The 26,050-nt window shown below is 52.9% G+C and carries 22 protein-coding genes; 9 read left to right on the top strand and 13 right to left on the bottom strand.

Going from position 1 to position 26,050, the window contains the following annotated elements:
- Window positions 1-17: 17 nt before the first annotated feature.
- Window positions 18-944, bottom strand: a complete 927-nt coding sequence (locus tag AC791_RS17125; protein ID WP_049841706.1) for a TIGR01212 family radical SAM protein — start codon at window positions 942-944, stop codon at window positions 18-20.
- Between the two features lie 672 nt (window positions 945-1,616).
- On the opposite strand from AC791_RS17125, the gene gltB reads away from it, so the two are divergent.
- The 3 genes from gltB to AC791_RS17140 all read left to right on the top strand — a co-directional run bounded on the left by gltB (window position 1,617) and on the right by AC791_RS17140 (window position 8,794).
- Window positions 1,617-6,077, top strand: a complete 4,461-nt coding sequence (gltB, locus tag AC791_RS17130; protein ID WP_148677834.1) for a glutamate synthase large subunit — start codon at window positions 1,617-1,619, stop codon at window positions 6,075-6,077.
- Between the two features lie 9 nt (window positions 6,078-6,086).
- Window positions 6,087-7,505, top strand: a complete 1,419-nt coding sequence (locus AC791_RS17135; protein WP_049841707.1) for a glutamate synthase small subunit — start codon at window positions 6,087-6,089, stop codon at window positions 7,503-7,505.
- A 203-nt stretch (window positions 7,506-7,708) separates the two neighbouring features.
- A complete protein-coding gene (locus tag AC791_RS17140) occupies window positions 7,709-8,794 on the top strand; it encodes a PDDEXK nuclease domain-containing protein (RefSeq protein ID WP_049841708.1) in 1,086 nt (361 codons plus the stop codon).
- A gap of 56 nt (window positions 8,795-8,850) precedes the next feature.
- Here AC791_RS17140 and sspB read toward each other — a convergent pair whose 3' ends face one another.
- The 5 genes from sspB to zapE all read right to left on the bottom strand — a co-directional run bounded on the left by sspB (window position 8,851) and on the right by zapE (window position 12,500).
- Window positions 8,851-9,348, bottom strand: coding sequence for a ClpXP protease specificity-enhancing factor (gene sspB / locus AC791_RS17145; RefSeq protein ID WP_049841709.1), 498 nt, complete (start codon window positions 9,346-9,348; stop codon window positions 8,851-8,853).
- A 5-nt stretch (window positions 9,349-9,353) separates the two neighbouring features.
- A complete protein-coding gene (gene sspA / locus AC791_RS17150; protein WP_049841710.1) occupies window positions 9,354-9,992 on the bottom strand; it encodes a stringent starvation protein SspA in 639 nt (212 codons plus the stop codon).
- Between the two features lie 306 nt (window positions 9,993-10,298).
- Entirely contained in the window at window positions 10,299-10,691 is a 393-nt protein-coding gene (gene rpsI / locus AC791_RS17155) for a 30S ribosomal protein S9 (RefSeq protein ID WP_000829815.1), read from the bottom strand.
- 15 nt (window positions 10,692-10,706) lie between these two features.
- Window positions 10,707-11,135 carry a 50S ribosomal protein L13 gene (gene rplM / locus AC791_RS17160; protein ID WP_049841711.1) on the bottom strand — a complete coding sequence of 143 codons (429 nt, stop codon included), beginning with the start codon at window positions 11,133-11,135 and terminating at the stop codon, window positions 10,707-10,709.
- Window positions 11,136-11,375: 240 nt separating this feature from the next.
- The gene (gene zapE, locus AC791_RS17165) at window positions 11,376-12,500 is read right to left on the bottom strand and encodes a cell division protein ZapE (protein ID WP_049841712.1); all 1,125 of its coding nucleotides are present in this window, start codon (window positions 12,498-12,500) and stop codon (window positions 11,376-11,378) included.
- Between the two features lie 191 nt (window positions 12,501-12,691).
- Between zapE and zapG the strand changes: the two genes are divergently transcribed.
- From zapG to degS, 3 genes are all read left to right on the top strand, one after another.
- Window positions 12,692-13,093, top strand: coding sequence for a Z-ring associated protein ZapG (gene zapG / locus AC791_RS17170; RefSeq protein ID WP_049841713.1), 402 nt, complete (start codon window positions 12,692-12,694; stop codon window positions 13,091-13,093).
- A gap of 166 nt (window positions 13,094-13,259) precedes the next feature.
- On the top strand, window positions 13,260-14,627 hold the full coding sequence (gene degQ / locus AC791_RS17175; protein WP_049841714.1) for a serine endoprotease DegQ: 1,368 nt from the start codon (window positions 13,260-13,262) through the stop codon (window positions 14,625-14,627).
- A 90-nt stretch (window positions 14,628-14,717) separates the two neighbouring features.
- Window positions 14,718-15,785: an outer membrane-stress sensor serine endopeptidase DegS gene (degS, locus tag AC791_RS17180; RefSeq protein WP_049841749.1), complete on the top strand. Its 1,068-nt coding sequence runs from the start codon at window positions 14,718-14,720 to the stop codon at window positions 15,783-15,785.
- A gap of 115 nt (window positions 15,786-15,900) precedes the next feature.
- On the opposite strand, the gene mdh is transcribed toward degS, so the two are convergent.
- The gene (gene mdh, locus AC791_RS17185) at window positions 15,901-16,842 is read right to left on the bottom strand and encodes a malate dehydrogenase (RefSeq protein ID WP_049841715.1); all 942 of its coding nucleotides are present in this window, start codon (window positions 16,840-16,842) and stop codon (window positions 15,901-15,903) included.
- Window positions 16,843-17,259: 417 nt separating this feature from the next.
- On the opposite strand from mdh, the gene argR reads away from it, so the two are divergent.
- On the top strand, window positions 17,260-17,730 hold the full coding sequence (argR, locus tag AC791_RS17190; protein ID WP_049841716.1) for a transcriptional regulator ArgR: 471 nt from the start codon (window positions 17,260-17,262) through the stop codon (window positions 17,728-17,730).
- A 378-nt stretch (window positions 17,731-18,108) separates the two neighbouring features.
- On the top strand, window positions 18,109-18,372 hold the full coding sequence (gene yhcN / locus AC791_RS17195) for a peroxide/acid stress response protein YhcN (protein ID WP_049841717.1): 264 nt from the start codon (window positions 18,109-18,111) through the stop codon (window positions 18,370-18,372).
- A gap of 53 nt (window positions 18,373-18,425) precedes the next feature.
- On the opposite strand, the gene AC791_RS17200 is transcribed toward yhcN, so the two are convergent.
- From AC791_RS17200 to aaeX, 5 genes are all read right to left on the bottom strand, one after another.
- Entirely contained in the window at window positions 18,426-18,698 is a 273-nt protein-coding gene (locus AC791_RS17200; protein ID WP_049841718.1) for a hypothetical protein, read from the bottom strand.
- A 43-nt stretch (window positions 18,699-18,741) separates the two neighbouring features.
- Complete coding sequence (locus AC791_RS17205) at window positions 18,742-20,196, bottom strand: NAD-dependent succinate-semialdehyde dehydrogenase (protein ID WP_049841719.1); 1,455 nt, start codon at window positions 20,194-20,196, stop codon at window positions 18,742-18,744.
- Window positions 20,197-20,289: 93 nt separating this feature from the next.
- Window positions 20,290-22,257 (bottom strand): p-hydroxybenzoic acid efflux pump subunit AaeB, encoded by a 1,968-nt coding sequence (gene aaeB / locus AC791_RS17210; RefSeq protein WP_049841720.1) that lies wholly within the window; start codon window positions 22,255-22,257, stop codon window positions 20,290-20,292.
- Between the two features lie 4 nt (window positions 22,258-22,261).
- Window positions 22,262-23,194, bottom strand: a complete 933-nt coding sequence (aaeA, locus tag AC791_RS17215) for a p-hydroxybenzoic acid efflux pump subunit AaeA (RefSeq protein ID WP_049841750.1) — start codon at window positions 23,192-23,194, stop codon at window positions 22,262-22,264.
- A gap of 7 nt (window positions 23,195-23,201) precedes the next feature.
- Window positions 23,202-23,405: a p-hydroxybenzoic acid efflux pump operon protein AaeX gene (aaeX, locus tag AC791_RS17220; RefSeq protein ID WP_049841721.1), complete on the bottom strand. Its 204-nt coding sequence runs from the start codon at window positions 23,403-23,405 to the stop codon at window positions 23,202-23,204.
- A 129-nt stretch (window positions 23,406-23,534) separates the two neighbouring features.
- Here aaeX and aaeR point away from each other — a divergent pair, with 129 nt between their 5' ends.
- Window positions 23,535-24,461, top strand: coding sequence for an HTH-type transcriptional activator AaeR (gene aaeR / locus AC791_RS17225; protein WP_049841722.1), 927 nt, complete (start codon window positions 23,535-23,537; stop codon window positions 24,459-24,461).
- A 105-nt stretch (window positions 24,462-24,566) separates the two neighbouring features.
- Here the strand turns inward: aaeR and tldD are convergent, their stop codons facing one another.
- A complete protein-coding gene (gene tldD / locus AC791_RS17230; RefSeq protein ID WP_049841723.1) occupies window positions 24,567-26,012 on the bottom strand; it encodes a metalloprotease TldD in 1,446 nt (481 codons plus the stop codon).
- Between the last annotated feature and the right edge of the window lie 38 nt (window positions 26,013-26,050).

The raw sequence follows: 26,050 nt of genomic DNA on the forward strand, positions 1-26,050 counted from the left end.
GCTTATCAGTCCTGTGTCTACGACTGGATCTGCCACGGACGTCCCAGCGCGCTGCCCTGCACCCCGTGTTCATTGAGATACTTATCCAGTTCAACCATTCCGGTCCAGCGGTTTTCACACCATAGTGGCGCTAACAGCGTTGGCCGCCGGGCGCTGGCGGAAATACGATGAAAAATAATCTCCGGCGGCGTGTGGCGGATCATCTCCCCGGCAGTGACGGTATAGTCGTCCAGTTCAATGCCGTTTAACCTGCCCGCCTCCCATGCTTTCGCCATAATGCTGCCTTTCACAATATGCAGAGGATGAAGCTTGATGCCGTCCACGCCGGTATCAACCACCTGCTCCAGGGTGTGCAGACAGTCGTCCTGCCCTTCGCCCGGCAGACCAACGATAAGATGCGCACAGACGTTCAGCCCGCGCTCGCGTGCCAGCCGGGTAGTTTTTTGGTAGCAGGCAAAATCATGCCCACGGTTGATACGGTGCAGCGTTTTATCCTGCGCGCTTTGCAGCCCCAGCTCCAGCCAGATTTCATAACCCCGATCGTGATACTCGCTAAGGAGATCAAGCACCGCTTCCGGGACGCAGTCCGGACGGGTACCGACGCAAAGCCCCACGATATTCGCCTGGCTTACGGCCTGTTGATACATGGCGCGCAGTACCTGGACTTCAGCAAACGTACTGGTATACGCCTGAAAGTAGGCCAGATAGCGCGTAGCACGATTAACCCGCGTAGCCTGATGCGCCAGCTGTTCAGAGATGGATCGATACTGCTGGGCTTCGTCGGCAAACGAGGCGACGTTACAAAAGGTGCAGCCGCCACGCCCAATGGTGCCGTCGCGATTCGGACAGCTAAAACCGCCGTGCAGCGTGAGCTTATGAACTTTTTGTCCGTGGCGACGCGCCAGATCCCCACCAAACATATTGACTAATTTTTGTAACTGCATAATCTAATAAACCGCCCTGATGAAGGGGCATAAGCCTGCCACTTTTAGCCGCCGTCGGCGATGACCTGGATCAATCGCCCGGAACGGCGCTTACCTATTGAATAAACAGTCACAATTACCGATATTTCATGCATGTGTCAGATGATGACTTTTACTTATAGTCAGCAAAAATATTTCGTTTATTACATCAGCGATTGAAAACAGTTTAATACGGCATGGTAATATCTTTATTGCAGTATAAAATGCTAATCTAACGCTTAAAACAAGCACTATAGACGGGTGGCGCGCTTCTCTTATAGTGAGACAGATCACACTCTTATGCCCGTCAATTCTGCATTCAGCACCAGTCTATAAACTTTATAAGTAAGTTAATTCAGTGAGTTATGTGCTATTTAGCACATTTTTGCATAAATAAGAATGTCATTTGACCTGGGTATCAATTCCCGATAACTTGGAAATCCGCTGGAAGCTTTCTGGATGAGCCGCTGGCTCATCATATTTATGCAGTAATTAAGATTCCCTCTTAAGCAAGTTCTCAACACTTGTGTGACCTGTGCGAATGGATAGTAAAGAGGGCGAATGCGAGGCAGGTTAGCCCCGTCGCCATGCTCTTGCTGTGCCCGTGCGCCGCGTCAAGAGGGTCTCCCGTAGAGCCTGGGGAGGTTCACTGATATGTTGTACGATAAATCCCTTGAGAAGGATAACTGTGGTTTCGGCCTGATCGCCCACATAGAAGGCGAACCTAGCCACAAGGTAGTGCGCACAGCCATACACGCACTGGCCCGTATGCAGCACCGTGGCGCCATCCTCGCCGACGGTAAAACCGGTGATGGCTGTGGCCTGCTGCTGCAAAAACCCGATCGCTTTTTTCGCATTGTTGCCGAAGAGCGCGGATGGCGTTTAGCTAAAAACTATGCCGTTGGGATGCTATTCCTGAATAAAGATCCTGAACGGGCCAAAGCCGCGCGCGCGATTGTTGAAGAAGAACTTCAGCAGGAGACGCTGTCGATTGTGGGCTGGCGCGAGGTGCCGACCAATGACGGCGTTCTCGGTGAAATCGCCCTCTCCTCTATGCCCCGCATCGAGCAGATTTTCGTTAATGCTCCGGCAGGATGGCGTCCGCGTGATATGGAACGCCGCTTGTTTATCGCCCGCCGCCGCATTGAAAAGCGTCTACAGGAAGATAAAGACTTCTACGTTTGTAGTCTGTCAAACCTGGTGAACATCTATAAAGGTCTGTGTATGCCGGCGGATCTGCCGCGCTTCTACCTGGATCTGGCCGATCTGCGTCTGGAATCGGCCATCTGCCTGTTCCACCAGCGCTTTTCGACCAACACCGTGCCACGCTGGCCGCTGGCACAGCCGTTCCGCTACCTGGCACATAATGGTGAGATTAATACCATCACCGGCAACCGTCAGTGGGCGCGCGCGCGTACCTATAAATTCAAAACGCCGCTGATCCCGGATTTACATGATGCCGCGCCGTTTGTTAACGAAACCGGTTCTGACTCCAGCTCCATGGATAACATGCTTGAACTGCTGCTGGCCGGCGGAATGGATATTGTGCGTGCCATGCGTCTGCTGGTGCCGCCCGCCTGGCAAAATAACCCGGATATGGACCCGGAGCTGCGGGCGTTTTTCGACTTTAACTCCATGCATATGGAGCCATGGGACGGTCCGGCAGGCATCGTGATGTCCGACGGTCGCTTTGCCGCCTGTAACCTTGACCGTAACGGTCTGCGCCCGGCACGTTATGTCATAACCAAAGATAAGCTCATCACCTGCGCGTCTGAAGTCGGGATTTGGGATTATCAGCCGGATGAGGTCGTTGAAAAAGGCCGCGTCGGTCCGGGCGAATTGATGGTTATCGATACCCGGGGCGGACGCATTTTGCATTCGGCCGAAACCGATGACGATCTGAAAAGCCGCCATCCTTATAAAGAGTGGATGGAGAAGAACGTGCGCCGTCTGGTGCCGTTTGAAGACTTGTCTGACGATCAGGTTGGGCAGCGCGAGATGGACGACGATCTGCTCGCCAGCTATCAGAAACAGTTTAACTACAGCGCCGAAGAGCTGGATTCTGTGATCCGCGTGCTGGGCGAAAATGGCCAGGAGGCGGTCGGTTCAATGGGTGACGATACCCCGTTTGCCGTACTCTCCAGCCAGCCGCGCATCATTTACGACTATTTCCGCCAGCAGTTTGCCCAGGTCACGAATCCGCCAATCGATCCCCTGCGTGAAGCGCATGTTATGTCGCTGGCCACCAGCATCGGTCGCGAGATGAATGTCTTCTGTGAAGCAGAGGGCCAGGCGCACCGCCTGACCTTCAAATCACCGATCCTGCTGTACTCCGATTTCAAACAGCTGACCACCATGACCGAGCATCACTACCGTGCGGACGTGCTGGATATTACCTTTGATGTGACGGAAACCAGCCTTGAAGACACAGTGAACGCACTGTGCGATAAAGCCGAGCAGATGGTGCGCGACGGCACGGTGTTACTGGTGCTTTCCGACCGCAATATTGCCAAAAATCGCCTGCCGGTGCCGGCACCAATGGCGGTAGGTGCGATCCAGACGCGTCTGGTCGATAAGAGCCTGCGCTGCGATGCCAATATTATTGTCGAGACCGCAAGCGTGCGCGATCCGCATCACTTCGCCGTGCTGCTGGGCTTTGGCGCGACGGCGATCTATCCGTATCTGGCCTACGAAACGCTGGCGAAGCTGGTTGACAGTAAAGCGATTGAAAAAGCGTACCGCACCGTGATGCTCAACTACCGTAACGGCATCAATAAAGGTCTGTACAAGATCATGTCCAAGATGGGCATCTCAACCGTTGCGTCTTACCGCTGCTCTAAACTGTTTGAAGCCGTTGGATTACATAAAGACGTTTCCAGCCTCTGCTTCCAGGGCGCGATCAGCCGGATCGGCGGTGCAGGCTTTAGCGATTTCCAGCAGGATCTGCTGAACCTGTCAAAACGCGCATGGCTGGCACGTAAGCCGCTGGATCAGGGCGGATTGCTGAAATATGTCCACGGCGGCGAATATCATGCCTATAACCCGGATGTCGTGCGCACGCTGCAACAGGCCGTCCAAAGCGGCGAGTACAGCGATTATCAACAGTATGCGAAGCTGGTTAATGAGCGTCCGGCGGCAGCGTTACGCGATTTGCTGGCGATCAATCCGGGTGCCGATGCGGTCAATATTGACGATGTAGAACCGGCGACCGAGCTGTTTAAACGCTTCGATACGGCGGCAATGTCTATCGGGGCGCTGAGTCCCGAAGCCCACGAAGCGCTGGCGGAAGCCATGAACAGCATTGGCGGTAACTCGAACTCTGGTGAAGGCGGCGAAGATCCGGCGCGCTACGGCACCAATAAGGTGTCGCGCATTAAGCAGGTCGCTTCAGGGCGCTTTGGCGTGACGCCGGCCTACCTGGTGAATGCCGACGTGATTCAGATTAAAGTCGCTCAGGGTGCGAAGCCGGGTGAAGGCGGTCAGCTGCCGGGCGATAAAGTCACCCCGTATATCGCCAAACTGCGCTACTCGGTGCCGGGCGTGACGCTGATCTCCCCGCCGCCGCATCATGATATCTACTCTATCGAGGATCTGGCGCAGCTGATTTTTGACCTGAAACAGGTTAATCCAAAAGCTATGATCTCAGTGAAGCTGGTCTCAGAGCCGGGCGTTGGCACCATTGCCACCGGGGTGGCAAAAGCCTATGCCGATCTGATTACTATTGCCGGTTACGACGGCGGTACCGGCGCCAGTCCGCTCTCCTCGGTGAAATATGCCGGTTGTCCGTGGGAGCTGGGGCTGGTTGAAACGCAGCAGGCGCTGGTGTCGAACGGGTTGCGTCACAAAATTCGGTTGCAGATCGACGGCGGTCTGAAAACCGGGCAGGACATTATTAAAGCCGCTATTTTGGGCGCAGAAAGCTTCGGTTTTGGTACCGGACCGATGGTTGCGCTGGGCTGTAAATATCTGCGTATTTGTCATCTGAACAACTGCGCGACCGGCGTGGCAACTCAGGATGAAAAACTGCGTAAAAACCATTATCACGGCCTGCCGTTCAAAGTGACCAACTACTTTGAATTTATTGCCCGGGAAACGCGTGAACTGATGGCGCAGCTTGGCGTGAAACGTCTGGTGGATCTGATTGGCCGCACCGATCTGCTTAAAGAGCTGGAAGGGTTTACCGCTAAACAGCAGAAACTTGATTTAGGCAAACTGCTGGAAACCGCTGAGCCGCATCCGGGTAAAGCGCTTTATTGTACCGAGCACAATCCGCCTTTTGATAACGGCGTGCTCAATGCGCAACTGCTGGCGAATGCGAAACCGTTTGTCGATGAACGTCAGAGCAAAACGTTCTGGTTTGATATTCGTAATACCGATCGTTCGGTGGGCGCGTTGCTCTCGGGGTATATCGCACAAACCCACGGCGATCAGGGGCTGGCTGCCGATCCGATCAAAGCGTACTTCAGCGGCACAGCAGGCCAGAGCTTTGGCGTGTGGAACGCGGGCGGTGTCGAACTGTATTTGACCGGCGATGCTAACGACTATGTGGGTAAAGGCATGGCAGGCGGGCTGTTGGCCGTTCGCCCACCGGTAGGGTCCTCTTTCCGCAGCCACGAAGCCACCATCATCGGTAATACCTGCTTGTACGGTGCAACCGGCGGTCGTCTGTATGCAGCAGGTCGTGCGGGCGAGCGTTTCGGCGTACGTAACTCTGGTGCGATTACCGTAGTTGAAGGTATCGGTGATAACGGCTGTGAATATATGACCGGCGGTATTGTCTGTATTCTCGGCAAAACGGGCGTTAACTTCGGCGCGGGCATGACGGGCGGTTTCGCCTATGTGCTGGATGAAAACGGCGAGTTCCGCAAGCGCGTAAACCCGGAGCTGGTGGAAGTATTGAGCGTTGACGATCTCGCTATTCACGAGGAGCACCTCCGCGGCTTAATCACTGAACATGTTCAGCATACCGGTTCACAACGTGGCGAAGAGATCCTGGCGCACTGGTCCACCTTCTCGACGAAATTTGCGCTGGTTAAACCGAAGTCCAGCGATGTTAAAGCACTGTTGGGTCACCGTAGTCGTAGCGCAGCAGAGCTGCGTGTGCAGGCGCAGTAAGGGGTCATCATGAATCAGAATGTTTATCAGTTTATCGACTTGCAGCGCGTTGATCCGGCTAAAAAAGCGCTGAAGATCCGAAAAATTGAATTTGTTGAAATTTACGAGCCGTTTTCAGAAGGCCAGGCCAAAGCCCAGGCGGATCGCTGTCTGTCCTGCGGTAACCCGTACTGCGAGTGGAAGTGCCCGGTACATAATTACATCCCGAACTGGCTGAAGCTGGCTAACGAAGGACGTATTTTTGAAGCAGCAGAACTTTCACATCAGACTAATACGCTGCCGGAAGTCTGCGGCCGGGTATGTCCGCAGGATCGCCTGTGTGAAGGTTCTTGTACGCTAAATGATGAGTTTGGCGCGGTGACCATCGGTAATATTGAACGCTATATCAATGATAAAGCGTTCGAGATGGGCTGGCGTCCGGATATGACCGGGGTGAAGCAGACCGATAAACGCGTAGCCATTATCGGCGCGGGACCGGCAGGCCTGGCCTGTGCCGATGTGCTTACCCGTAATGGCGTGAAGGCCGTGGTGTTCGATCGTCATCCGGAGATCGGCGGCCTGCTGACCTTCGGTATTCCGGCATTTAAACTGGAAAAAGAGGTGATGACGCGCCGCCGTGAGATCTTCACCGACATGGGCATTGAATTCAAACTCAACGTCGAAGTCGGCCGCGATGTGCAGATTGACGATTTGCTGAGCGATTACGACGCGGTGTTCCTCGGCGTCGGCACCTATCAGTCAATGCGCGGTGGACTGGACAACGAAGATGCCGACGGCGTGTTCGATGCCCTGCCGTTCCTGATCGCTAATACCAAACAACTGATGGGTTACGGCGAAACGGCGGACGAACCGTTTGTCAGCATGGAAGGTAAGCGCGTGGTGGTACTGGGCGGTGGCGACACCGCGATGGACTGCGTACGCACCTCCATTCGCCAGGGCGCGACGCACGTTACCTGTGCTTATCGCCGTGATGAAGAGAACATGCCGGGTTCCCGTCGCGAAGTGAAAAACGCGCGTGAAGAAGGCGTCGAGTTCCAGTTCAACGTGCAGCCGCTGGGCGTGGAAGTGAACGCTAACGGTAAAGTCTGCGGCGTGAAGATGGCACGAACCGAAATGGGCGCGCCGGATGCCAAAGGCCGCCGTCGGGCGGAAATCGTCGCCGGATCTGAGCACGTGGTTGCGGCGGATGCGGTGGTAATGGCGTTTGGCTTCCGTCCGCACAGCATGGAATGGCTGGCAAAACACAGCGTCGAGCTGGACCCTCAGGGCCGGGTCATTGCCCCGGAAGGCAATGAAAATGCCTTTCAGACCAGCAACCCGAAAATCTTTGCCGGTGGCGACATCGTGCGAGGTTCGGACCTGGTGGTTACCGCCATTGCTGAAGGCCGTAAAGCGGCTGACGGGATCATGAACTGGCTGGAAGTGTAAAACGCTCTGGCTCCCCTCTGTAGCATCACGCTGCCAGAGGGGGAGCCAACATTCTGCTTTTGTCGATTATTCTCTGAAAGCAGCTCGCAAACTCTGCTGCAACTCAATGTAATACCTACAACTCGTATTGACTGCCCGGGGCCCTGAGCGCATTGATGTCGGCATATTTTTATGCCGGTAACGATCAAGACAGGGACGAAACAATGGCACTTACCTCCACTCAACATGCTGATGATTATCAGCAAATCCATGACGATATTATTCAGCTGCTCGACACTGCCCGTACGGAGACCGTTCGCACAATTAATGCGCTGATGACGGCCACCTACTGGGAGATTGGTCGGCGGATCGTGGAGTTCGAACAGGGCGGCGAAGCGCGGGCAGCGTACGGCACGCAACTTATTGAACGGCTATCTGTTGATTTGAGTCAGCGTTATAAACGCGGCTTTTCTACCAGAAACCTATGGCAGTTTCGCAATTTTTATCTTTACTTTCAAAATATTGGAATTCTGCAGACAGTGTCTGCGGAATCATCAAACATTATTCAACTCGCTAAAGCTTTCCCGCTTCCCTGGTCAGCTTACGTACGTCTTCTTGCGGTTAAAAACGCTGAGGCGCGCACTTTTTATGAAAAAGAGACGTTACGTAACGGCTGGTCGGTACGGCAGCTCGACAGACAAATCACCACTCAGTTTTACGAACGAACGTTGATCTCCCACGACAAAACAGCGATGTTGCAGCAGGCTGCACCTATCGTGGCTACCATGACGCCTGAGCAAGCCATACGCGATCCTTTTATTCTCGAATTTCTCGATCTGAAAGATGAGTATTCAGAGTCCGATCTTGAAGATGCGCTGGTGAACCACCTGATGGATTTTATGCTGGAACTTGGTGACGATTTTGCTTTTGTAGGTCGCCAGCATCGATTACGCATTGACGATAACTGGTTTCGCATCGACCTGCTGTTTTTTCATCGCCGTTTACGCTGTTTGCTGGTGGTGGATCTGAAGGTCGGCAAGTTCAGCTACGCTGATGCCGGGCAAATGAATATGTACCTGAACTATGCCAAAGAGCACTGGACAATGCCGGGAGAGAATCCGCCGGTGGGGTTGATCCTTTGCGCAGAAAAAGGTACAGGTGAGGCCCACTATGCGCTTAGCGGTTTGCCTCATACCGTTCTGACAAGCGAGTACAAAATGCAGTTACCTGACGAGAAATTACTGGCTGACGAACTTGCCCGTTCACAAAAGTTGCTTGAAGAGAAAAAAGCCCATTCGCCAGACGCATAGCGTTTTACGGCGCACATCTTCAGATAACAAAACAGGCCCTGTTGGGCCTGTTAGAATTACTTCACGACGCGTAACGCCGGACGACCTCCGCGCGGCGGCGGCGGATCGTTATCAGGATCGTTGTCATCCTGATGATCGGGCTTATCGCCGTCGATGACCGACATCACCGTTTCGTTTTCACCTTCAGCCTCGCTGTCGTCATTCTGGCTGACAACGTTTTCATCGTAAGCGGCTTCCGGTTCGAACATGGTGCCCGCACCGTTTTCACGAGCGTAGACCGCCAGCACGGCAGCCAGCGGAACGGACACCTGGCGTGGCACGCCGCCAAAGCGCGCGTTGAAGCGTACTTCGTCGTTAGCCAGTTCGAGGTTACCTACTGCACGCGGTGCAATATTCAGTACAATTTGCCCGTCGCGTGCATATTCCATCGGGACATGCACGTCGGGCAGTGTCACATCCACTACCAGGTGCGGCGTGAGCTGGTTGTCCAGCAGCCATTCATAGAATGCGCGCAGCAGATACGGACGGCGTGGTGTTAATTGTGACAAATCCATACTAATCAGCCCCGACCAAGACGTATTTCACGCTCGGCTTCCGTCAGAGAGGCAAGGAACGAGTCGCGTTCAAATACGCGAGTCATATACCCTTTCAACTCTTTGGCACCTGCGCCGCTGAATTCAATGCCGAGCAGCGGCAAACGCCACAGCAGCGGTGCGAGGTAGCAGTCTACCAGGCTAAATTCATCGCTCAGGAAGTAAGGTTTCTGGCCGAATACTGGCGCAATCGCCTGCAGTTCTTCACGCAGTTGCTTGCGGGCATTGTCAGCTTCGGAAGAGGAACCGTTTACGATGATGTTCATCAGCGTATACCAGTCTTTCTCGACGCGATGCATGTAAAGGCGGCTTTCACCACGAGCAACCGGGTAAACCGGCATCAGTGGCGGATGAGGAAAACGCTCATCCAGATACTCCATAATGATGCGAGATTCCCATAGGGTCAGCTCACGATCTACCAGTGTCGGGACGCTCTGATTAGGGTTAAGGTCAATCAGATCCTGAGGAGGATTGTCCTTTTCCACATGCTCGATCTCAAAACTCACACCTTTTTCAGCCAGCACAATGCGGACCTGATGGCTATAGATGTCAGTAGGACCAGAAAACAGCGTCATTACCGAACGTTTGTTGGCAGCGACAGCCATGAAAACCTCCAGGTATATTCAGAATTTACTGCTGTCAGTCACACAGTGCGACTGACCAGATGTTTACGCCTCAATTCCGTTGAACGACATTCCTGTTCAGTTAGTAAACAAAAAATGAACAATCCCCGGTATTTGGGCAGAAAATTGGATGATAGTTTACCAGATTTTGGCACCTTTGTGGTGAGGGTATTCTGGAAATGTAGAAAAAGAAGCAGGGATTACGACATAAAGACGATAATGTCGCGGGAGGTTGCGCATAAAAAAACCCGCCGAAGCGGGTTTTTTGCGCATCGATATAAATATCGATTAACGCTTGGAGAACTGAGGACGACGACGTGCTTTACGCAGGCCGACTTTCTTACGTTCAACCTGACGAGCATCACGAGTAACGAAGCCTGCTTTACGCAGTTCGCCACGCAGGGACTCGTCGTACTCCATCAGAGCGCGGGTGATACCGTGACGGATCGCACCAGCCTGACCAGAGATACCACCACCTTTAACGGTGATGTACAGATCCAGTTTCTCAACCATGTCGACCAGTTCCAGCGGCTGACGAACTACCATGCGGGCAGTTTCACGACCGAAGTACTGTTCCAGAGAACGTTGGTTGATAACGATTTTGCCGTTGCCCGGTTTAATGAACACGCGAGCTGCGGAGCTTTTGCGGCGACCAGTGCCGTAGTATTGATTTTCAGCCATTGCCTATAATCCCGATTAGATGTCAAGAACTTGCGGTTGCTGTGCCGCGTGGTTGTGCTCGTTACCTGCGTAAACTTTCAGTTTACGGAACATAGCACGACCCAGTGGGCCTTTTGGCAACATGCCTTTAACCGCGATCTCAATCACACGCTCAGGACGGCGGGCAATCATCTCTTCAAAGGTCGCTTGTTTGATACCACCGATGTAGCCAGTGTGGTGATAGTACACTTTGTCAGTACGCTTGTTACCGGTTACAGCAACTTTATCCGCGTTCAGAACGATGATGTAATCACCGGTATCTACGTGCGGGGTGTATTCCGCTTTGTGCTTACCGCGCAGGCGCAGAGCCAGTTCGGAAGCCAGACGACCCAGAGTTTTACCGGTCGCGTCAACAACATACCAGTCGCGTTTTACGGTTTCTGGTTTAGCTGTAAAAGTTTTCATTAAAAGCTTACCCAAATAAATTAGTTACACGTTGGTGAACACCCAAACGTTTAGACAGTTGAGGCTCACACGACATTGTCCAGCAAACCTACCCCTTCGAATAGCCTATGCCGGCACATAGAAAGTTTTGGGAAAAAAACCTTCTCGTAACGTGGGGTCGCAAGATTATAGAGAAGTCAGGGTCAAAGATCGACCCCTATTTGTGATTTAAACCGGGGTTTTTTAACGTTCGCGCACCGCTTAGGGCATGTGCTCGAGACACAGATACTCTTCGCTTTGCATCTCCTGCAACCGCGACAGGCAGCGACGAAACTCAAATTGCAGCGCGGTCCCCTGATAAATCGTCTCCAGCGGGCATTCAGCGCTGACCACAAGCTTTACGTGGCGTTCGTAAAACTCATCCACCAGGGCGATAAACCGGCGCGCCTCACTCTCCATTAGCGGCGTCATCACCGGCACATCAAACAATAATACCGTGTGAAATAAGCGCGAGAGCGCAATATAGTCGTGCTGACTACGCGCATCTACGCATAAGGTGGTAAATGAGACCGCCAGCGTCTGGTTTTCGACCCCCAACGTAGCAAAGGGTCGGTGATTAATTTCAAGCTCTGGCGCATGGGTGCGTTTAGCGCCAGCCAGCGCTAGCCACAGGTTATCCATTTGCTGCTGAGTGTCGGCATCCAGCGGCGATAGCCACAGATGGGCCTGAGTCAGCGTACGCAGACGATAATCGATACCGGCATCGACATTCATGATATCGCAATGGGTTTTAATGGCGTCAATAGCCGGTAAAAAGCGCGCCCGCTGTAAACCGTTACGATACAGCTCATCCGGTGGAATGTTCGAGGTCGCCACCAGCGTGATACCGCGGGCGAATAAGGCGTTCATTAATCCCCCCAGCAACATGGCATCGGTAATATCGGAGACGAAAAACTCATCAAAGCACAGGACATCGGTTTCTGCTTTAAACCGGTCGGCAACCCTTTCCAGCGGATCGCTTTCACCCTGCAATGCCGCCAGCTCCTCATGAACACGCAACATAAAGCGATGAAAGTGCAGGCGCTGCTTACGCGCGCCGGGAAGGCTATGATAGAAAAGATCCATCAGCCAGGTTTTACCGCGCCCGACGCCGCCCCACATATAGAGTCCGCGTGCAGGGGGCGCTAACTGCTCATCGCTTCGGGTAAGTAGCTTGCTCATTTTCGCCAGCAGCCCTTTTTTTGGCGAGGCAGGTGCAGAACGCGTTGTCAGTTCCTGCCAGAGGATATCCAGACGATCCACTGCCTTTTGCTGTACGTCGTCGGGTTGGTGAGTGCCTTCACGCAGGGCCTGTTGATAACGCGATGTCGGTGAAATGCTTTGCATGGCTTATTATTATTCCTTGTCGATCGGTGTGCCATTGTTCACGATTGGCGAAAAAAAGGCCGTTCTACCCTACGCGATGTGCGGCCGGGATTCCACTTCTGAGGATTTAACGGTTATAGTGGCATAATTGGGCGCAGGCATGGAGCCTCGCAGCAAACACCCTAAGGAATCACACACAACGGGAGATGTACATGACCTGGGAATACGCGCTAATTGGTTTAGTTGTCGGCATCATTATCGGTGCTGTTGCCATGCGTTTTGGTAATCGTAAATTACGTCAACAGCAGGCTTTGCAGTACGAACTGGAAAAGAACAAAGCAGAGCTGGAAGAGTATCGTGACGAACTGGTCAGCCACTTTGCCCAGAGCGCTGAATTGCTGGATAACATGGCGCATGATTATCGCCAGCTGTATCAACACATGGCGAAAAGCTCCAGCGCACTTCTGCCGGATATTATGGCAGCGGAAAATAATCCTTTCCGTAATCGTCTGGCTGAATCAGAAGCAAGTAACGATCAGGCGCCGGTACAAATGCCGCGTGACTATTCGGAAGGTGCTTCAGGCTTATTGCGTAAAGGTGCCAAACGCGATTAACTGGCTTTTTTCTTTCTTTATCGGGCGCACGTGTTGCGCCCGCTCCAGCATTGCCTTTCCCAGCTATTATTTAATCATTATCGCATTGTGACCCGGCCACATTTTCAATAACATCAAACTGTTTTGGGATGGTCTTCTTTCACTCCAGGTATGAGAGCCAGCATCAATGAAGAAACAAACCCTGTTGTTGAGTGCTTTAGCGTTAAGTGTCGGGTTATCTCTTTCGGCACCGTTTACGGCTGTTGCGGCACTGCCGTCACAGATCCCTGGTCAGGCGGCGCTGCCAAGCCTGGCTCCCATGCTGGAAAAAGTACTGCCTGCGGTGGTCAGCGTTCAGGTTGAAGGCACCGCAGTACAGGGTGCAAAAGTGCCGGAAGAGTTGAAGAAATTTTTCGGCGATGCCGCCCCGAATCAACAGCCGCAGCCTTTTGAAGGGCTTGGCTCCGGCGTGATTATTGATGCTGCCAAAGGCTATATTCTGACGAATAATCACGTTATTAATCAGGCGCAGAAGATTAACATCCAGCTAAATGATGGTCGCGAGTTTGAAGCCAAATTAATTGGCAGCGACGATCAGAGCGATATCGCCCTGCTGCAAATTCAGAATGCCACTAACCTGACCCAGATTGCGATTGCTGATTCTGACAAACTGCGCGTCGGTGATTTTGCGGTGGCGGTGGGTAATCCTTTTGGACTGGGGCAAACCGCAACCTCCGGGATCGTCTCCGCGCTGGGGCGCAGCGGCCTGAATCTGGAAGGACTGGAAAACTTCATTCAAACCGATGCCTCGATTAATCGCGGTAACTCAGGCGGCGCGTTGCTTAATCTTAACGGCGAGCTGATCGGCATCAATACCGCCATCCTTGCGCCGAGCGGCGGCAGCGTGGGTATCGGCTTTGCAATCCCCAGTAATATGGCGCGCACGCTGGCTCAACAGCTGATCCAGTTTGGCGAAATTAAACGCGGTTTACTGGGCATTAAAGGTATGGAGATGTCTTCGGACATTGCTAAAGCCTTCAATCTGAACGTCACACGCGGCGCATTTGTCAGCGAAGTCTTACGCAATTCCGGCTCGGCAAAGGCGGGAATAAAATCGGGTGATGTGATCGTCAGCCTTAATGATAAACCGTTAAACAGCTTTGCCGAATTACGTTCGCGCATCGCAACCACCGCGCCGGGCAGCAAAGTGAAGCTTGGACTGCTACGCGACGGCAAGCCGCTGGACGTGGAGGTTACGCTTGATAAGAGCACGTCCTCGTCTGCCAGCGCCGAGATGATTGCGCCTGCCTTGCAGGGGGCGAAGCTGAGCGACGGTCAGTTAAAAGACGGCACTAAGGGCATCACGGTGGATGAGGTTGAAAAAGACAGTGCGGCAGCTCAGGTCGGACTGCATAAAGGCGATGTGATCACCGGTCTAAACCGGCAGCGTATCCAGTCTATCGCTGAAATGCGCAAAGCACTGGAAACGAAACCACCGGTGATTGCGCTGAATATTGTGCGCGGAAATGAGAGCATCTATCTGCTTCTGCGTTAACGGTTGGCACCTGCGGACATCGCCCGGCATGGGATGTCCGCATAAGTCGTGCTATGCTGCGACGGTTTACTTATCAATGATATCCGCATCATGCTTGTGAAGCTTTTACGCTCGGTGGCTATTGGTTTAATTGTCGGCGGTCTTTTACTGGCGGCTATGCCTTCTTTACGCCAGTGGAACGTCCACTCTACGCCCAAATATGACAGCACTGATGAATCACCTGTCAGCTACAATCAGGCCGTGCGCCGCGCCGCGCCTGCGGTGGTGAACGTTTATAATCGCGGCATGAACACCTCCAGTCATAATCAACTCGAAATCCGTACGCTCGGATCCGGCGTGATTATGGATGAGCGTGGCTACATTGTTACCAATAAACACGTCATTAATGATGCGGACCAGATCATCGTTGCGCTCCAGGACGGACGCGTTTTTGAAGCATTGCTGGTAGGCTCAGACAGCCTGACCGATCTGGCCGTGCTCAAAATTACCGCCAGCGCAGGTCTGCCGGTGATCCCAATTAACCGTAAGCGAACACCGCACATCGGTGACGTCGTTCTGGCGATTGGCAATCCTTATAACCTTGGGCAGACCATCACCCAGGGGATCATCAGCGCGACGGGACGTATCGGCCTTAATCCATCGGGTCGGCAGAACTTCCTGCAAACTGACGCCTCTATCAACCACGGTAACTCCGGTGGCGCACTCATTAACTCGCTTGGCGAGCTGATGGGCATCAATACCCTCTCTTTTGATAAAAGTAATGACGGCGAAACGCCTGAGGGGATTGGTTTTGCCATCCCCTTCCAGCTGGCAACTAAAATTATGGATAAGCTGATCCGCGATGGCCGCGTGATCCGCGGTTATATCGGTATTGGTGGCCGTGAGATTGCCCCGCTTCACGCCCAGGGAGCCGGAATCGATCAGATTCAGGGGATTGTAGTCAATGAAGTTTCGCCTGGCGGCCCGGCAGCAGAAGCCGGCATTCAGGTTAACGATGTCATTGTCTCGGTAAATACCAAACCGGCAGTTTCTGCGCTGGAAACAATGGATCAGGTGGCGGAGATCCGTCCAGGTTCAGTGATCCCGGTGGAAGTGATGCGTGAAGATAAAAAGCTGGAGCTGAATGTCACGATTCAGGAATACCCGGCAACCGAGTAGGCATAGCAGAGCCGACTTACCAGACCTGTAAAAAAATTTACCGGCAACGCGTTTTACATCGGATGCAGGCCCGGTAAGCAGGACGCTACCGGGCTATCTATTGCGAAGGGCGATCTTACTGCTTATTCACGAACTCTTCGCCGAGTTGAATATCTTTATTCAGCGTTTCCAGCATACCGTCCAGCGCCTGCTGCTCAAATGTGCTCAGCTCGCCGTAAGGCTGGCGCTCTTCAATACCGGTTTTACCCAGTAACAGCGGCTGTGAGAAGAAACGGGCGTGCTTACCGTCACCTTCAACATAGGCGCATTCTACTACGCCCTGTTCGCCCTGAAGCGCGCGGACCAGCGAAAGACCGAAGCGTGCGGCTGCCTGCCCCATAGAGAGCGTTGCAGAGCCGCCACCGGCTTTGGCATCTACCACTTCAGTGCCCGCATTCTGAATACGTTTGGTCAGATCGGTAATTTCCTGCTCTGAGAAGCTCACGCCCGGAATTTGTGACAGCAGCGGCAGGATAGTCACGCCGGAGTGTCCGCCGATAACCGGCACTTCCACGTCTGTCGCTTTCTTACCTTTCAATTCGGCAACAAAGGTATTAGAGCGGATGATGTCCAGCGTCGTCACGCCAAAAAGCTTATTCTTATCGTAGACGCCCGCGTTTTTAAGCACTTCTGCCGCAATGGCCACGGTGGTGTTAACCGGGTTGGTAATAATACCGATGCACGCTTTCGGACACGCTTTGGTGATTTGCAGCACCAAATTTTTGACGATGCCGGCGTTAACGTTGAACAGATCTGAGCGATCCATACCCGGTTTACGTGCGACACCTGCAGAAATCAGCACCACATCTGCCCCTTCGAGTGCCGGGGTCGCATCTTCACCAGAGAAACCTTTAATCTTAACATCGGTCGGAATGTGGCTAAGATCAACAGCGACGCCGGGGGTCACGGGCGCGATATCGTACAGGGAGAGTTCTGAGCCTGAAGGCAGCTGGGTTTTCAGTAGTAGGGCAAGCGCCTGGCCGATACCGCCCGCAGCGCCGAGGACTGCAACTTTCATCCTAAACTCCTTATTATGGTTAAAATAATTGACCGTTACTCCATTGCAGTGACAGTAGTTAACGACATTGCTAAATACAAATATCGTACGCGTTTAATGCGTCATCACGCGCAATATTGTCCTCAGAAAGGCACAATATGTTTTTGGTGTGAATGACATGTCACTTCGAGTAATGTGTCAACGCGAGGTTACATTACACCGTTGATGGCAACCAAAACAACATCAATTTGATAACAATTAATTTACTTTTAAACCGATCCCCTTCTGGTGATTCAGCCATGTTTCTTGATAACTAAATTTGATAAAATCATTCCCTTTCATAACATTATTTCAGCCTAATTCATGGCAGATAGTTTGCATAAAAATTCATTATTATGCATAATAATGGTGCCAGTATGGTCAGAATAAGGATGATTTATGCGAAGCTCGACTAAACAAGAAGAGTTAGTGAAAGCGTTTAAAGCGCTGCTCAAAGAAGAAAAGTTCAGTTCTCAGGGAGAGATTGTTCAGGCGTTGCAGGAAGAGGGCTTCGATAATATCAACCAGTCCAAAGTCTCCCGCATGTTGACGAAGTTCGGCGCGGTAAGAACGCGTAATGCAAAAATGGAAATGGTTTATTGCCTGCCCGCAGAGCTGGGCGTACCGACCACCTCCAGTCCGCTGAAAAATCTGGTACTGGATATTGACTATAACGATGCCGTTGTCGTCATTCATACCAGTCCGGGTGCGGCGCAGCTTATTGCCCGCTTACTGGATTCTTTAGGCAAAGCAGAAGGTATTCTTGGCACGATTGCGGGTGATGATACGATTTTTACCACCCCCGCGCGTGATTTCACGGTAAAAGAGTTGTACGACGCGATCCTCTCGCTGTTCGAACAAGAGCTGTAACCCACCCTTCCCTTCAGGGCATTCTGGAGGGGAATCTGCTGTTCTCGTCTGAAAACCTCATAATCACCTGCTTTTAATTTAACACTTAGTGCGATATACGGCCTCAAAACATTCACGCAGTGAATAATTCTTGTGGAAAAAGCACAAAAAAACAAATTCCATCAAGTCGTTGATAAGCAATACTTTATTGTCAATTCACTGCCTAAAAAGCCGGCTTTTTATTCCATTCAGTTATAGGTCCAAACATTCTTAAAACTTATTAACTAATGTTATAGTTAGTCTGGTATTAATTTTCCGCGTTATTAGTGTATACTTGATTTTGTGATGGGGGTCACGAAATAAGACCCTTACGAAAAAATTCGAGACGAGGTTAATACCATGAAAATTAAAACAACTGTTGCAACACTGAGCCTGCTTTCCGTTCTCTCTTTTGGTGCATTTGCCGCAGATTCTCTCTCCAGCGATCAGGCACTGAACCGCGAAGCTATCGGCACGGTATCGGTCGGAGCCATCGGTACCGCGCCAATGGATATGCGTGAAATGCTGGACCAGAAAGCTGCTGAGCAAGGCGCATCTGCCTACCGCATTATCGAAGCGCGTACCGGTGACCACTGGCACGCCACCGCAGAACTTTATAAGTAAACCCTCGTCGTCGAGACTGACGACTTGCCCCCGCTCGCCGGGGGCTTTTTTATTTACTGGCGTACATTAAAGCGTAACTGTCCTTCCAGCTCCTCTTCTGCCTCATCAAATAACAAAATCAGCGCGCCGTAACGTCGACGTCTTGCCTCATTAAGGTGGATGAAATTGATTTCCAGCGGTAGCGGCAATACATTGCCCATAACCCATTCCCACAGTGAATCCAGATCGTCCACTTGTCCCTCATTGAGAGCAAATACGCGCGTAAATTCACGGTAGAAGTCGTTTTGATTTTTTATTGTCGTAAAGTCAAAAGTATACGTTTTCATTGCCCGGTCCAGACCTGATGGGCGGTGTCACCCGCCCGGCTGCTTACAATCCGCCAATATGCAGAGTTTTTACTTCCAGAAACTCGTCCAGCCCCAGTACCGATCCTTCGCGCCCCAGTCCGGACTCTTTTACGCCGCCAAAAGGCGCGACTTCAGTCGAAACAGCACATTCGTTGATGCCAATCATGCCGCTCTCCAGCGCCTGGGAAACCCGGAAGACGCGCTGCAAATTTTGCGTATAAAAGTAGGCAGCAAGACCAAACGGCGTATTGTTGGCTCGCTGAATCACTTCTTCTTCGGAGGTAAAGCGAAAACAGGCAGCCAGCGGCCCAAACGTTTCTTCCTGTGCCAGTTTCATCCCATCGTTGCAGTCGCCAAGTACAGTAGGCTGCCAGAAGTTTCCTCCTGATGCGTGTGCCTGACCGCCGGTGAGCACTTTTGCGCCTTTATTAACGGCATCGTCAATATGCTCACGTACCTTCTCAACAGCAGAGGGTTCAATCAGGGGGCCGACAATAACGCCCTCTTCCATCCCGTTTCCGACTTTCAGCGCGCTAACAGCATCGCTAAGCTTGTGTACAAAGCTGTCGTAGATATTTTCCTGCACATAAAAACGGTTAACGCTGACGCACACCTGCCCGGCGTTACGGAACTTATTGGCCACCGCCCCCTGCACCGCCGCATCAATGTCTGCATCGTCGAAAACGATGTAAGGCGCATTGCCACCCAGTTCCATAGAGATTTTTTTCATCGTATCAGCGGAGTTACGTACCAGCGTTTTCCCGACTGCAGTCGAGCCGGTAAAGGTGATTTTACGTACCTCAGGGCTGGCCATAATGGCGTCGCTGATTTCAGACGTACTCCCGGCAACCGCATTCAGAACGCCATCCGGCACGCCGGCTTTTTTCGCCAGTTGCAGCAGTGCAAAAGCGCTCAGCGGCGTATTATTTGCAGGCTTAATGACGCCGGTACAACCTGCGGCCAGCGCCGGACCAAGTTTGCGGGTGAGCATGGCCATCGGGAAGTTCCACGGCGTGATCGCGGCAATCACGCCTACCGGTTCACGCGTTGCCAGAATACGTGAGCCAGGCTTCGCGGGCGGAATGATCTCTCCGTTAGCGCGTTTGGCCTGCTCAGCAAACCACTGAATGAAGCTGGCGGCATACTCTACTTCGCCTTCAGCTTCTTTGAGCGGTTTTCCCTGTTCGGTGGTCATCAGTTGTGCCAGCCAGCGTTTATTCTCAATAATCAGCTGGTACCAGCGATAGAGGATTTCTGAACGTTGTTTAGCCGTTTGTGCACGCCAGCCAGGGAAAGCTCTGCTGGCCGCAGCAATAGCATCTTCGGTCTCTTTTTTACCGGCTTTTGCCACACGGGCAATGGTTTCTCCGGTGGCCGGGTTGACGACATCAAAAGTGGCGTCAAGCGTTTTCCAGACTCCATCTACCAGATACCCTGTTTGAAAGAGTTCGTGTTCCTGAAGTGTCTGTGCTGCCATGGTCCCTCCCGATGTATTTCTTATAGAGCGTTAAGTATAGCCATAAAAAAACCGACGCTTCTGGCGTCGGTTTTTCCATTTTGTGCCACAAACTTAACGGCTGGTCAGGGCGTGTTGGTATTTATGCAGCATGGTAACCAGTCGATATACCGGTTCAGTGACCTGCGGCGACGCCTGCCAGTAGCGGAGTTTTTCCTGATAAACGTCAAGCTCCTGCAAAAGCTCAGCAAAGCGGGCGCAGCGTTTATCATCATTGCCGGCAGAAATTACCCGATCGGCAGTCTGTCTTAACTGGCGGTGAAAGGCTGAGAGATCGTCGTTAACCGGCACTGGCGCATCGCGCAGGCGCTGATGCGCGATAATCAACGTGAGCGCCAGACGAAACTTTGCCACGTCGCCAGGAAATTTGTTCAGCAGCAGAAAAAGTTGTTGGTACAGGGCTGGCAGATGGTTTTCTTTGCGCCGGGCCATATTGGTTGTCATCGCCGAAACAGCAGCAGACACAAACTGATTTAAAAGCACGCGCCCGGTTCGGGCCCGGGAGTTGTCCCGAACCAGCAGGATCACCATTAATGCCAGCGAGCAACCCACTATCTGTCCCAGCGCGTTATCAAGAAACTGGTTGAAGTGAAAGGTCATTGGGTTATCCAGCACAATAACGTTGATGGTACTTGCCAGCGCTCCCAGCGATCCGATCTGCCTTTTTTGTACTTCAATCCCGGCAAAAAACGCCAGTACCGCCAGACTGATGCACAGCAGTAACATACTTTGCTGAGTGGAAGGGATGATGACCAGAAAAAACAGTGCCCCCAGCGGGAGTGCCACCAGCGTGCCATAGAAAAAATCGATTGCCACCATGCGCGGGTTCGGCATTCTCATGGCCAGCGAGGTCACAACCGCAATCATCACCATCGCGCCGCTGCCGGATGTCCAGCCGGTCCACAGCCAGAATAGCGTGCCGAGAATACAGGATAGCGTGGTGCGCCAGAAGTTGACCATCGCATGATGACGCTCGGCAGAATCTGCCCGGACCACCACTTCCCCCTGCAGGATCTCCTCTTCTACCGCGCTAATTTTAGTATTGCTCACCACGCCTCGTTTCAGCAGCTGATAGCGCGTGGCGGCGGCAACCCAGCTATAAACGGTCACCGGCGTTTCGCGCTCGCCGGTCCAGACCAGCAAACGGCGAATACGCTTCAGTTGCCGGCGCACATCCTGCGCATCCGCGACCGGGGTGGAAAAGATGTCACGCCAGGTATCCGTGACCATTTCAGGCCGGGTACTTTGCATAATATAGCTTTCACACGCCTGCGTAATAAGGGTGAGCGAAACGGTATTCAGCGCTTTCAGGCGACGACTTGCGCGCGACCAGCGGGAAGACTCCATCTGCAGATTACTGCGCATCCCGTCCAGCGCTGCCGTACGGCGCAGCAGTGCACCCCATGCCCGGTCTACCTCTTCGCCATCACCGTACTGAATGCAAAGCTGCATCAGGCGATATTGCTCAACCAGCAGGTTATCCAGTTCAATGTCGATCACCTGCTTGATCGAGCGGGGTGAGAACAGGAGATCGGCAACAATCGCGCAGACAATACCAATAACAATTTCGCTACAGCGTTCGACGGCAAATTGAGGGGTGAGTAGCGGTGCCGTCTGGATCGTAATCACAATGATCAGCGCCGTATAGCCAGCCAGTCCCAGCGCATAGGAGTTTTCAACCCGCACCAGCGATGAAAGCCAGGTACAAAATCCGGCCCACACGCAGCACACCAGAACCATCAGTAGCGGTGCGCGGATCATCAGGATAATAATGGTCAGGGCAGCAATACAGCCGATAAAGGTGCCAATAATACGCAGCATCCCGCGATAGCGGATGGCTCCCGACCACGGTTCGCCGCCCGCAGCGAATGCCGGACCTGCCGCCACTATCGCCGCCGTCAAAACAGCCCAGCGCGGCGTTTCAAGCTGAAAATGAAAGCCGACAAACAGCGCCAGTACAATGGCGCAGGCCAGCTTAACGGCAAAGCGCAGATGTTGAGTGGCAATGGAAAAAATACCCATCTGGTTAGCCAAACTCGCGCAGACGCAGCGCCAGTTTCTGGAAGAATGTCATCTGCCCGACATCGCGATCCTGTTCGCCGGTGATGACCACGGTTGCGGTTGTTCCGGCCGGCCACAGGTTTTTACTCTGGCTATCGAGGCGAATGCGTACCGGCACGCGCTGTGCCAGGCGAACCCATTCCAGATTTGAGTCAATCGTCGCCATGCCTTTGGCATCGTTACTGCTGCTGGCATTGGTCACGCCAGCTGCGATGCTGTCGACAGTACCCTTGATCACGCGATTGCTGCCGAGCGGGGTAATTTCTGCCCGGTAGCCCGGGCGAACACCTTCCAGCTTGGTCTCTTCCATATAGGCCTGAATATAGAAGCTGTTTTTCTTCACCAGCGCCACGGCCGTAGAGCCGCGGGTAATAAATTCACCGCTGTAGACGTTCAGGTTAGTCACCCAACCGTCGGCAGGGGCACGAATAACGGTACGCTCCAGATCCAGTTTTGCCAGATCGCGCGTCGCCTCTGCCTTCGCCAACTGATGCAGCACGGTTTGCAGAATGTTATTGGCCTGGTCAATTTCTTCCCGCGACATGGCCTGGACACCTAACTGATTGCGTCGTCCGGCCTCGCGCCGTTTTTCAGCCGCCAGAGCGTTATAATAGGCAACGTCGGCTTCAGCTTCTTCGACCGCTTTTTGATAGCGAGGACGATCGATAGTGAACAATACCTGATCCTTGTTGACCAGTTGGTTATCTTTTACCTCGACCTGGGTGATAAGCCCGGCGACGTCCGGGGCAATCGCAACGACATCAGCGCTGAAACGCGCATCACGCGTCCACGGCGATTCCGTATAGTAGCGCCATGCGTGGAAGATGGCAGTAAAGGCCAGCAGAACCAGTATTACGGTAATCGCAATACGGGAAAATTTTCTTATTTGTGTTTTCACATCCACCTCAGACGAACAAACGCGATATCAAATACACCAGGCAGCAATACAACGCGGTATTAAAGAGTGCGGGATGCCAGACAAAATCGTAAATCCCGGTGGGGACCAGCACGCGATGTACCAGCCAAAAAAGGGGCAGAGACAATAGCAATTCAAAGAAGATCGGCGGAAAGGACAAGCCGAAAATCACAATGACAGGAAACAGACTCATGTTGACCTTGATTAGCGAGAATGCAGGAGAGTGCGATAAAATAGTTATGTGGCTAACAATATATTAGCGTAATCGTTCTGTGGTGATCTATATTATGTGATCTAAATCACTTTTAAGCCAGAGTGAACAATGGAACGTCTCAAACGCATGTCAGTTTTTGCCAAAGTCGTCGAACACGGCTCATTTACTGCTGCCGCACGCCAGCTGCAAATGAGCGTATCATCGCTCAGCCAGACGGTATCAAAGCTTGAGGATGAATTGCAGGTCAAACTGCTAAACCGCAGTACACGAAGTCTTGCGCTTACCGAAGCGGGTAAAATTTACTATCAGGGCTGCCGTCGAATGATGCATGAAGTGCAGGATGTTCATGAGCATCTATATGCGTTTAATAACACGCCCATTGGTACGTTACGCATTGGCTGTTCTTCAACTATGGCACAAAATGTCCTCGCTAAAATCACCGCAGAGATGCTGAAAAAGTATCCCGGACTGGCGGTAAACCTGGTGACCGGCATTCCGGCCCCGGATTTGATCGCCGACGGTCTGGATGTGGCTATTCGCGTTGGCGCATTGCAGGATTCGAGTCTGTTTTCCCGTCGACTGGGGGCGATGCCAATGGTGGTCTGTGCGGCACAATGTTATCTCCGGCAGGCCGGAATACCGGAAAAGCCCGCCGAGCTTGCCAGTCACTCATGGCTCCAGTACAGCGTGCGTCCGGATAATGAATTCGAGCTGATTGCCCCGGAGGGGATCTCAACGCGTCTGATCCCGGAGGGAAGATTCGTGACCAACGATCCAATGACTCTTACCCGATGGCTGGTCGCCGGAGCCGGGATCGCTTATGTCCCGTTAATGTGGGTGATCGATGAGATTAACCGTGGCGAACTGGAGATTGTGCTGCCGCGTTATCAGGCCGATCCGCGCCCGGTTTATGCGCTATATACGGAAAAAGATAAGCTGCCGCTGAAGGTGCAGGTCTGTATTAATGCGCTTACCGAGTATTTCGTAGAGGTCGCCCGCGTATATCAGGAAATGCGCGAACGCGGCAAAAAATAGCCTTAGCGATGTGCGACCTGCCCGTTGTCGCTGCGCTTACCGGGCAGGCTTAGCTAATAGATGCAGATAAGACCAGGCTAATACCCGGTAAATCATGTCAGAACGTTATGCGGTTCCGCCAACGGTCAGATTGTCAACTTTCAGCGTCGGCTGACCTACTCCGACAGGCAGACTTTGTCCCTCTTTACCACATACGCCGACGCCTTTATCCAGTTTCAGATCGTTGCCGACCATTGAAATCTGCTGCATGGCCTCAATTCCGGAGCCGATCAACGTGGCACCTTTCACCGGCGTGGTCACTTTACCGTTTTCGATGAGATAGGCTTCGGAGGTGGAGAAAACAAACTTACCGGAGGTGATATCGACCTGACCGCCGCCAAAGTTCGGGGCATAAATCCCGTATTCGACTGATTCAATGATTTCCTGCGGCGTGGATTTCCCCGCCAGCATATAGGTATTGGTCATACGCGGCATCGGCAGGTGAGCATAGGATTCACGACGACCGTTGCCGGTGGGGGCAACCCCCATCAGACGCGCATTGAGCTTGTCCTGCATATACCCTTTCAGCACGCCGTTTTCGATAAGTACATTGTACTGGCCCGGAACGCCTTCATCATCAATGGCGAGTGAACCACGGCGGTCGGCTATGGTGCCGTCATCCACTACGGTACACAGTTCAGATGCGACCAGCTCCCCGAGATGGCCGCTGAATACCGAGGTACCCCGACGGTTAAAGTCGCCTTCAAGACCATGACCGACCGCTTCATGAAGCAGCACGCCAGGCCAGCCCGCGCCTAATACCACCGGCATCGTCCCTGCGGGTGCTGCCACTGCTGAAAGGTTGACCAATGCCATTCGCACGGCTTCTTTCGCCCACGCGTCAGCCCGCACGTCACCGTCTTCATCGGCAAGAAAATAGTCATAGCCAAAACGACCGCCGCCACCGCTGGCACCGCGCTCGCGCTTGCCATCCTCTTCCACCTGAACGCTGACGGATAAGCGCACCAGCGGACGAACGTCGGCGGCCAGCGTCCCGTCAGTGGCGGCCACGAGGATCAGTTCATATACGCCGGTCAGGCTGGCAGAAACCTCCTGCACCCGTTTGTCGGCCGCGCGGGCTATATTGTCTACACGGCGCAGAATATCGAGTTTGTCTTCACGGCTCATGCTTTGCAGCGGATCAATACTGGTATACAGGGCACGATGTTCCACCGCGCCCAGCGTCTGCACGCGGCCATCACCTGCATCACGCACGATAGTGCGTGCCGCCAGTGCGCTCTGCTCCAGCGCCACTTTGCTTATTTGATCGGCGTAGGCAAAACCCGTTTTTTCGCCGCTGACTGCTCGTACACCGACGCCCTGGTCGATGTTATATGAGCCATCTTTAATAATGCGGTCTTCCAGGATCCAGGATTCGTGGTAGCTCGACTGAAAATAGAGATCGCCATAATCAAGGCGACGTTCGGTCAACTGGCCGAGAATGGCAAACAGATCCTGATGATTCAGGCCGTTTGCAGAAAGCAGGTGTTCACTTACCAGATTCAGACTCATTATTTGCTACTCTTTGGTTGCCAGCGTCGCTGGCGATA

It is taken from the genome of Klebsiella sp. RIT-PI-d (genome assembly GCF_001187865.1).
In the GTDB taxonomy this organism is placed as follows: domain Bacteria; phylum Pseudomonadota; class Gammaproteobacteria; order Enterobacterales; family Enterobacteriaceae; genus Superficieibacter.

Excerpts from the sequence above, each read along its gene's own strand:
- AC791_RS17125 (WP_049841706.1), bottom strand. The coding sequence starts at position 944 with ATGCAGTTACAAAAATTAGTCAATATGTTTGGTGGGGATCTGGCGCGT.
- gltB (WP_148677834.1), top strand. The coding sequence starts at position 1,617 with ATGTTGTACGATAAATCCCTTGAGAAGGATAACTGTGGTTTCGGCCTG.
- AC791_RS17135 (WP_049841707.1), top strand. The coding sequence starts at position 6,087 with ATGAATCAGAATGTTTATCAGTTTATCGACTTGCAGCGCGTTGATCCG.
- AC791_RS17140 (WP_049841708.1), top strand. The coding sequence starts at position 7,709 with ATGGCACTTACCTCCACTCAACATGCTGATGATTATCAGCAAATCCAT.
- sspB (WP_049841709.1), bottom strand. The coding sequence starts at position 9,348 with ATGGATTTGTCACAATTAACACCACGCCGTCCGTATCTGCTGCGCGCA.
- sspA (WP_049841710.1), bottom strand. The coding sequence starts at position 9,992 with ATGGCTGTCGCTGCCAACAAACGTTCGGTAATGACGCTGTTTTCTGGT.
- rpsI (WP_000829815.1), bottom strand. The coding sequence starts at position 10,691 with ATGGCTGAAAATCAATACTACGGCACTGGTCGCCGCAAAAGCTCCGCA.
- rplM (WP_049841711.1), bottom strand. The coding sequence starts at position 11,135 with ATGAAAACTTTTACAGCTAAACCAGAAACCGTAAAACGCGACTGGTAT.
- zapE (WP_049841712.1), bottom strand. The coding sequence starts at position 12,500 with ATGCAAAGCATTTCACCGACATCGCGTTATCAACAGGCCCTGCGTGAA.
- zapG (WP_049841713.1), top strand. The coding sequence starts at position 12,692 with ATGACCTGGGAATACGCGCTAATTGGTTTAGTTGTCGGCATCATTATC.
- degQ (WP_049841714.1), top strand. The coding sequence starts at position 13,260 with ATGAAGAAACAAACCCTGTTGTTGAGTGCTTTAGCGTTAAGTGTCGGG.
- degS (WP_049841749.1), top strand. The coding sequence starts at position 14,718 with ATGCTTGTGAAGCTTTTACGCTCGGTGGCTATTGGTTTAATTGTCGGC.
- mdh (WP_049841715.1), bottom strand. The coding sequence starts at position 16,842 with ATGAAAGTTGCAGTCCTCGGCGCTGCGGGCGGTATCGGCCAGGCGCTT.
- argR (WP_049841716.1), top strand. The coding sequence starts at position 17,260 with ATGCGAAGCTCGACTAAACAAGAAGAGTTAGTGAAAGCGTTTAAAGCG.
- yhcN (WP_049841717.1), top strand. The coding sequence starts at position 18,109 with ATGAAAATTAAAACAACTGTTGCAACACTGAGCCTGCTTTCCGTTCTC.
- AC791_RS17200 (WP_049841718.1), bottom strand. The coding sequence starts at position 18,698 with ATGAAAACGTATACTTTTGACTTTACGACAATAAAAAATCAAAACGAC.
- AC791_RS17205 (WP_049841719.1), bottom strand. The coding sequence starts at position 20,196 with ATGGCAGCACAGACACTTCAGGAACACGAACTCTTTCAAACAGGGTAT.
- aaeB (WP_049841720.1), bottom strand. The coding sequence starts at position 22,257 with ATGGGTATTTTTTCCATTGCCACTCAACATCTGCGCTTTGCCGTTAAG.
- aaeX (WP_049841721.1), bottom strand. The coding sequence starts at position 23,405 with ATGAGTCTGTTTCCTGTCATTGTGATTTTCGGCTTGTCCTTTCCGCCG.
- aaeR (WP_049841722.1), top strand. The coding sequence starts at position 23,535 with ATGGAACGTCTCAAACGCATGTCAGTTTTTGCCAAAGTCGTCGAACAC.
- tldD (WP_049841723.1), bottom strand. The coding sequence starts at position 26,012 with ATGAGTCTGAATCTGGTAAGTGAACACCTGCTTTCTGCAAACGGCCTG.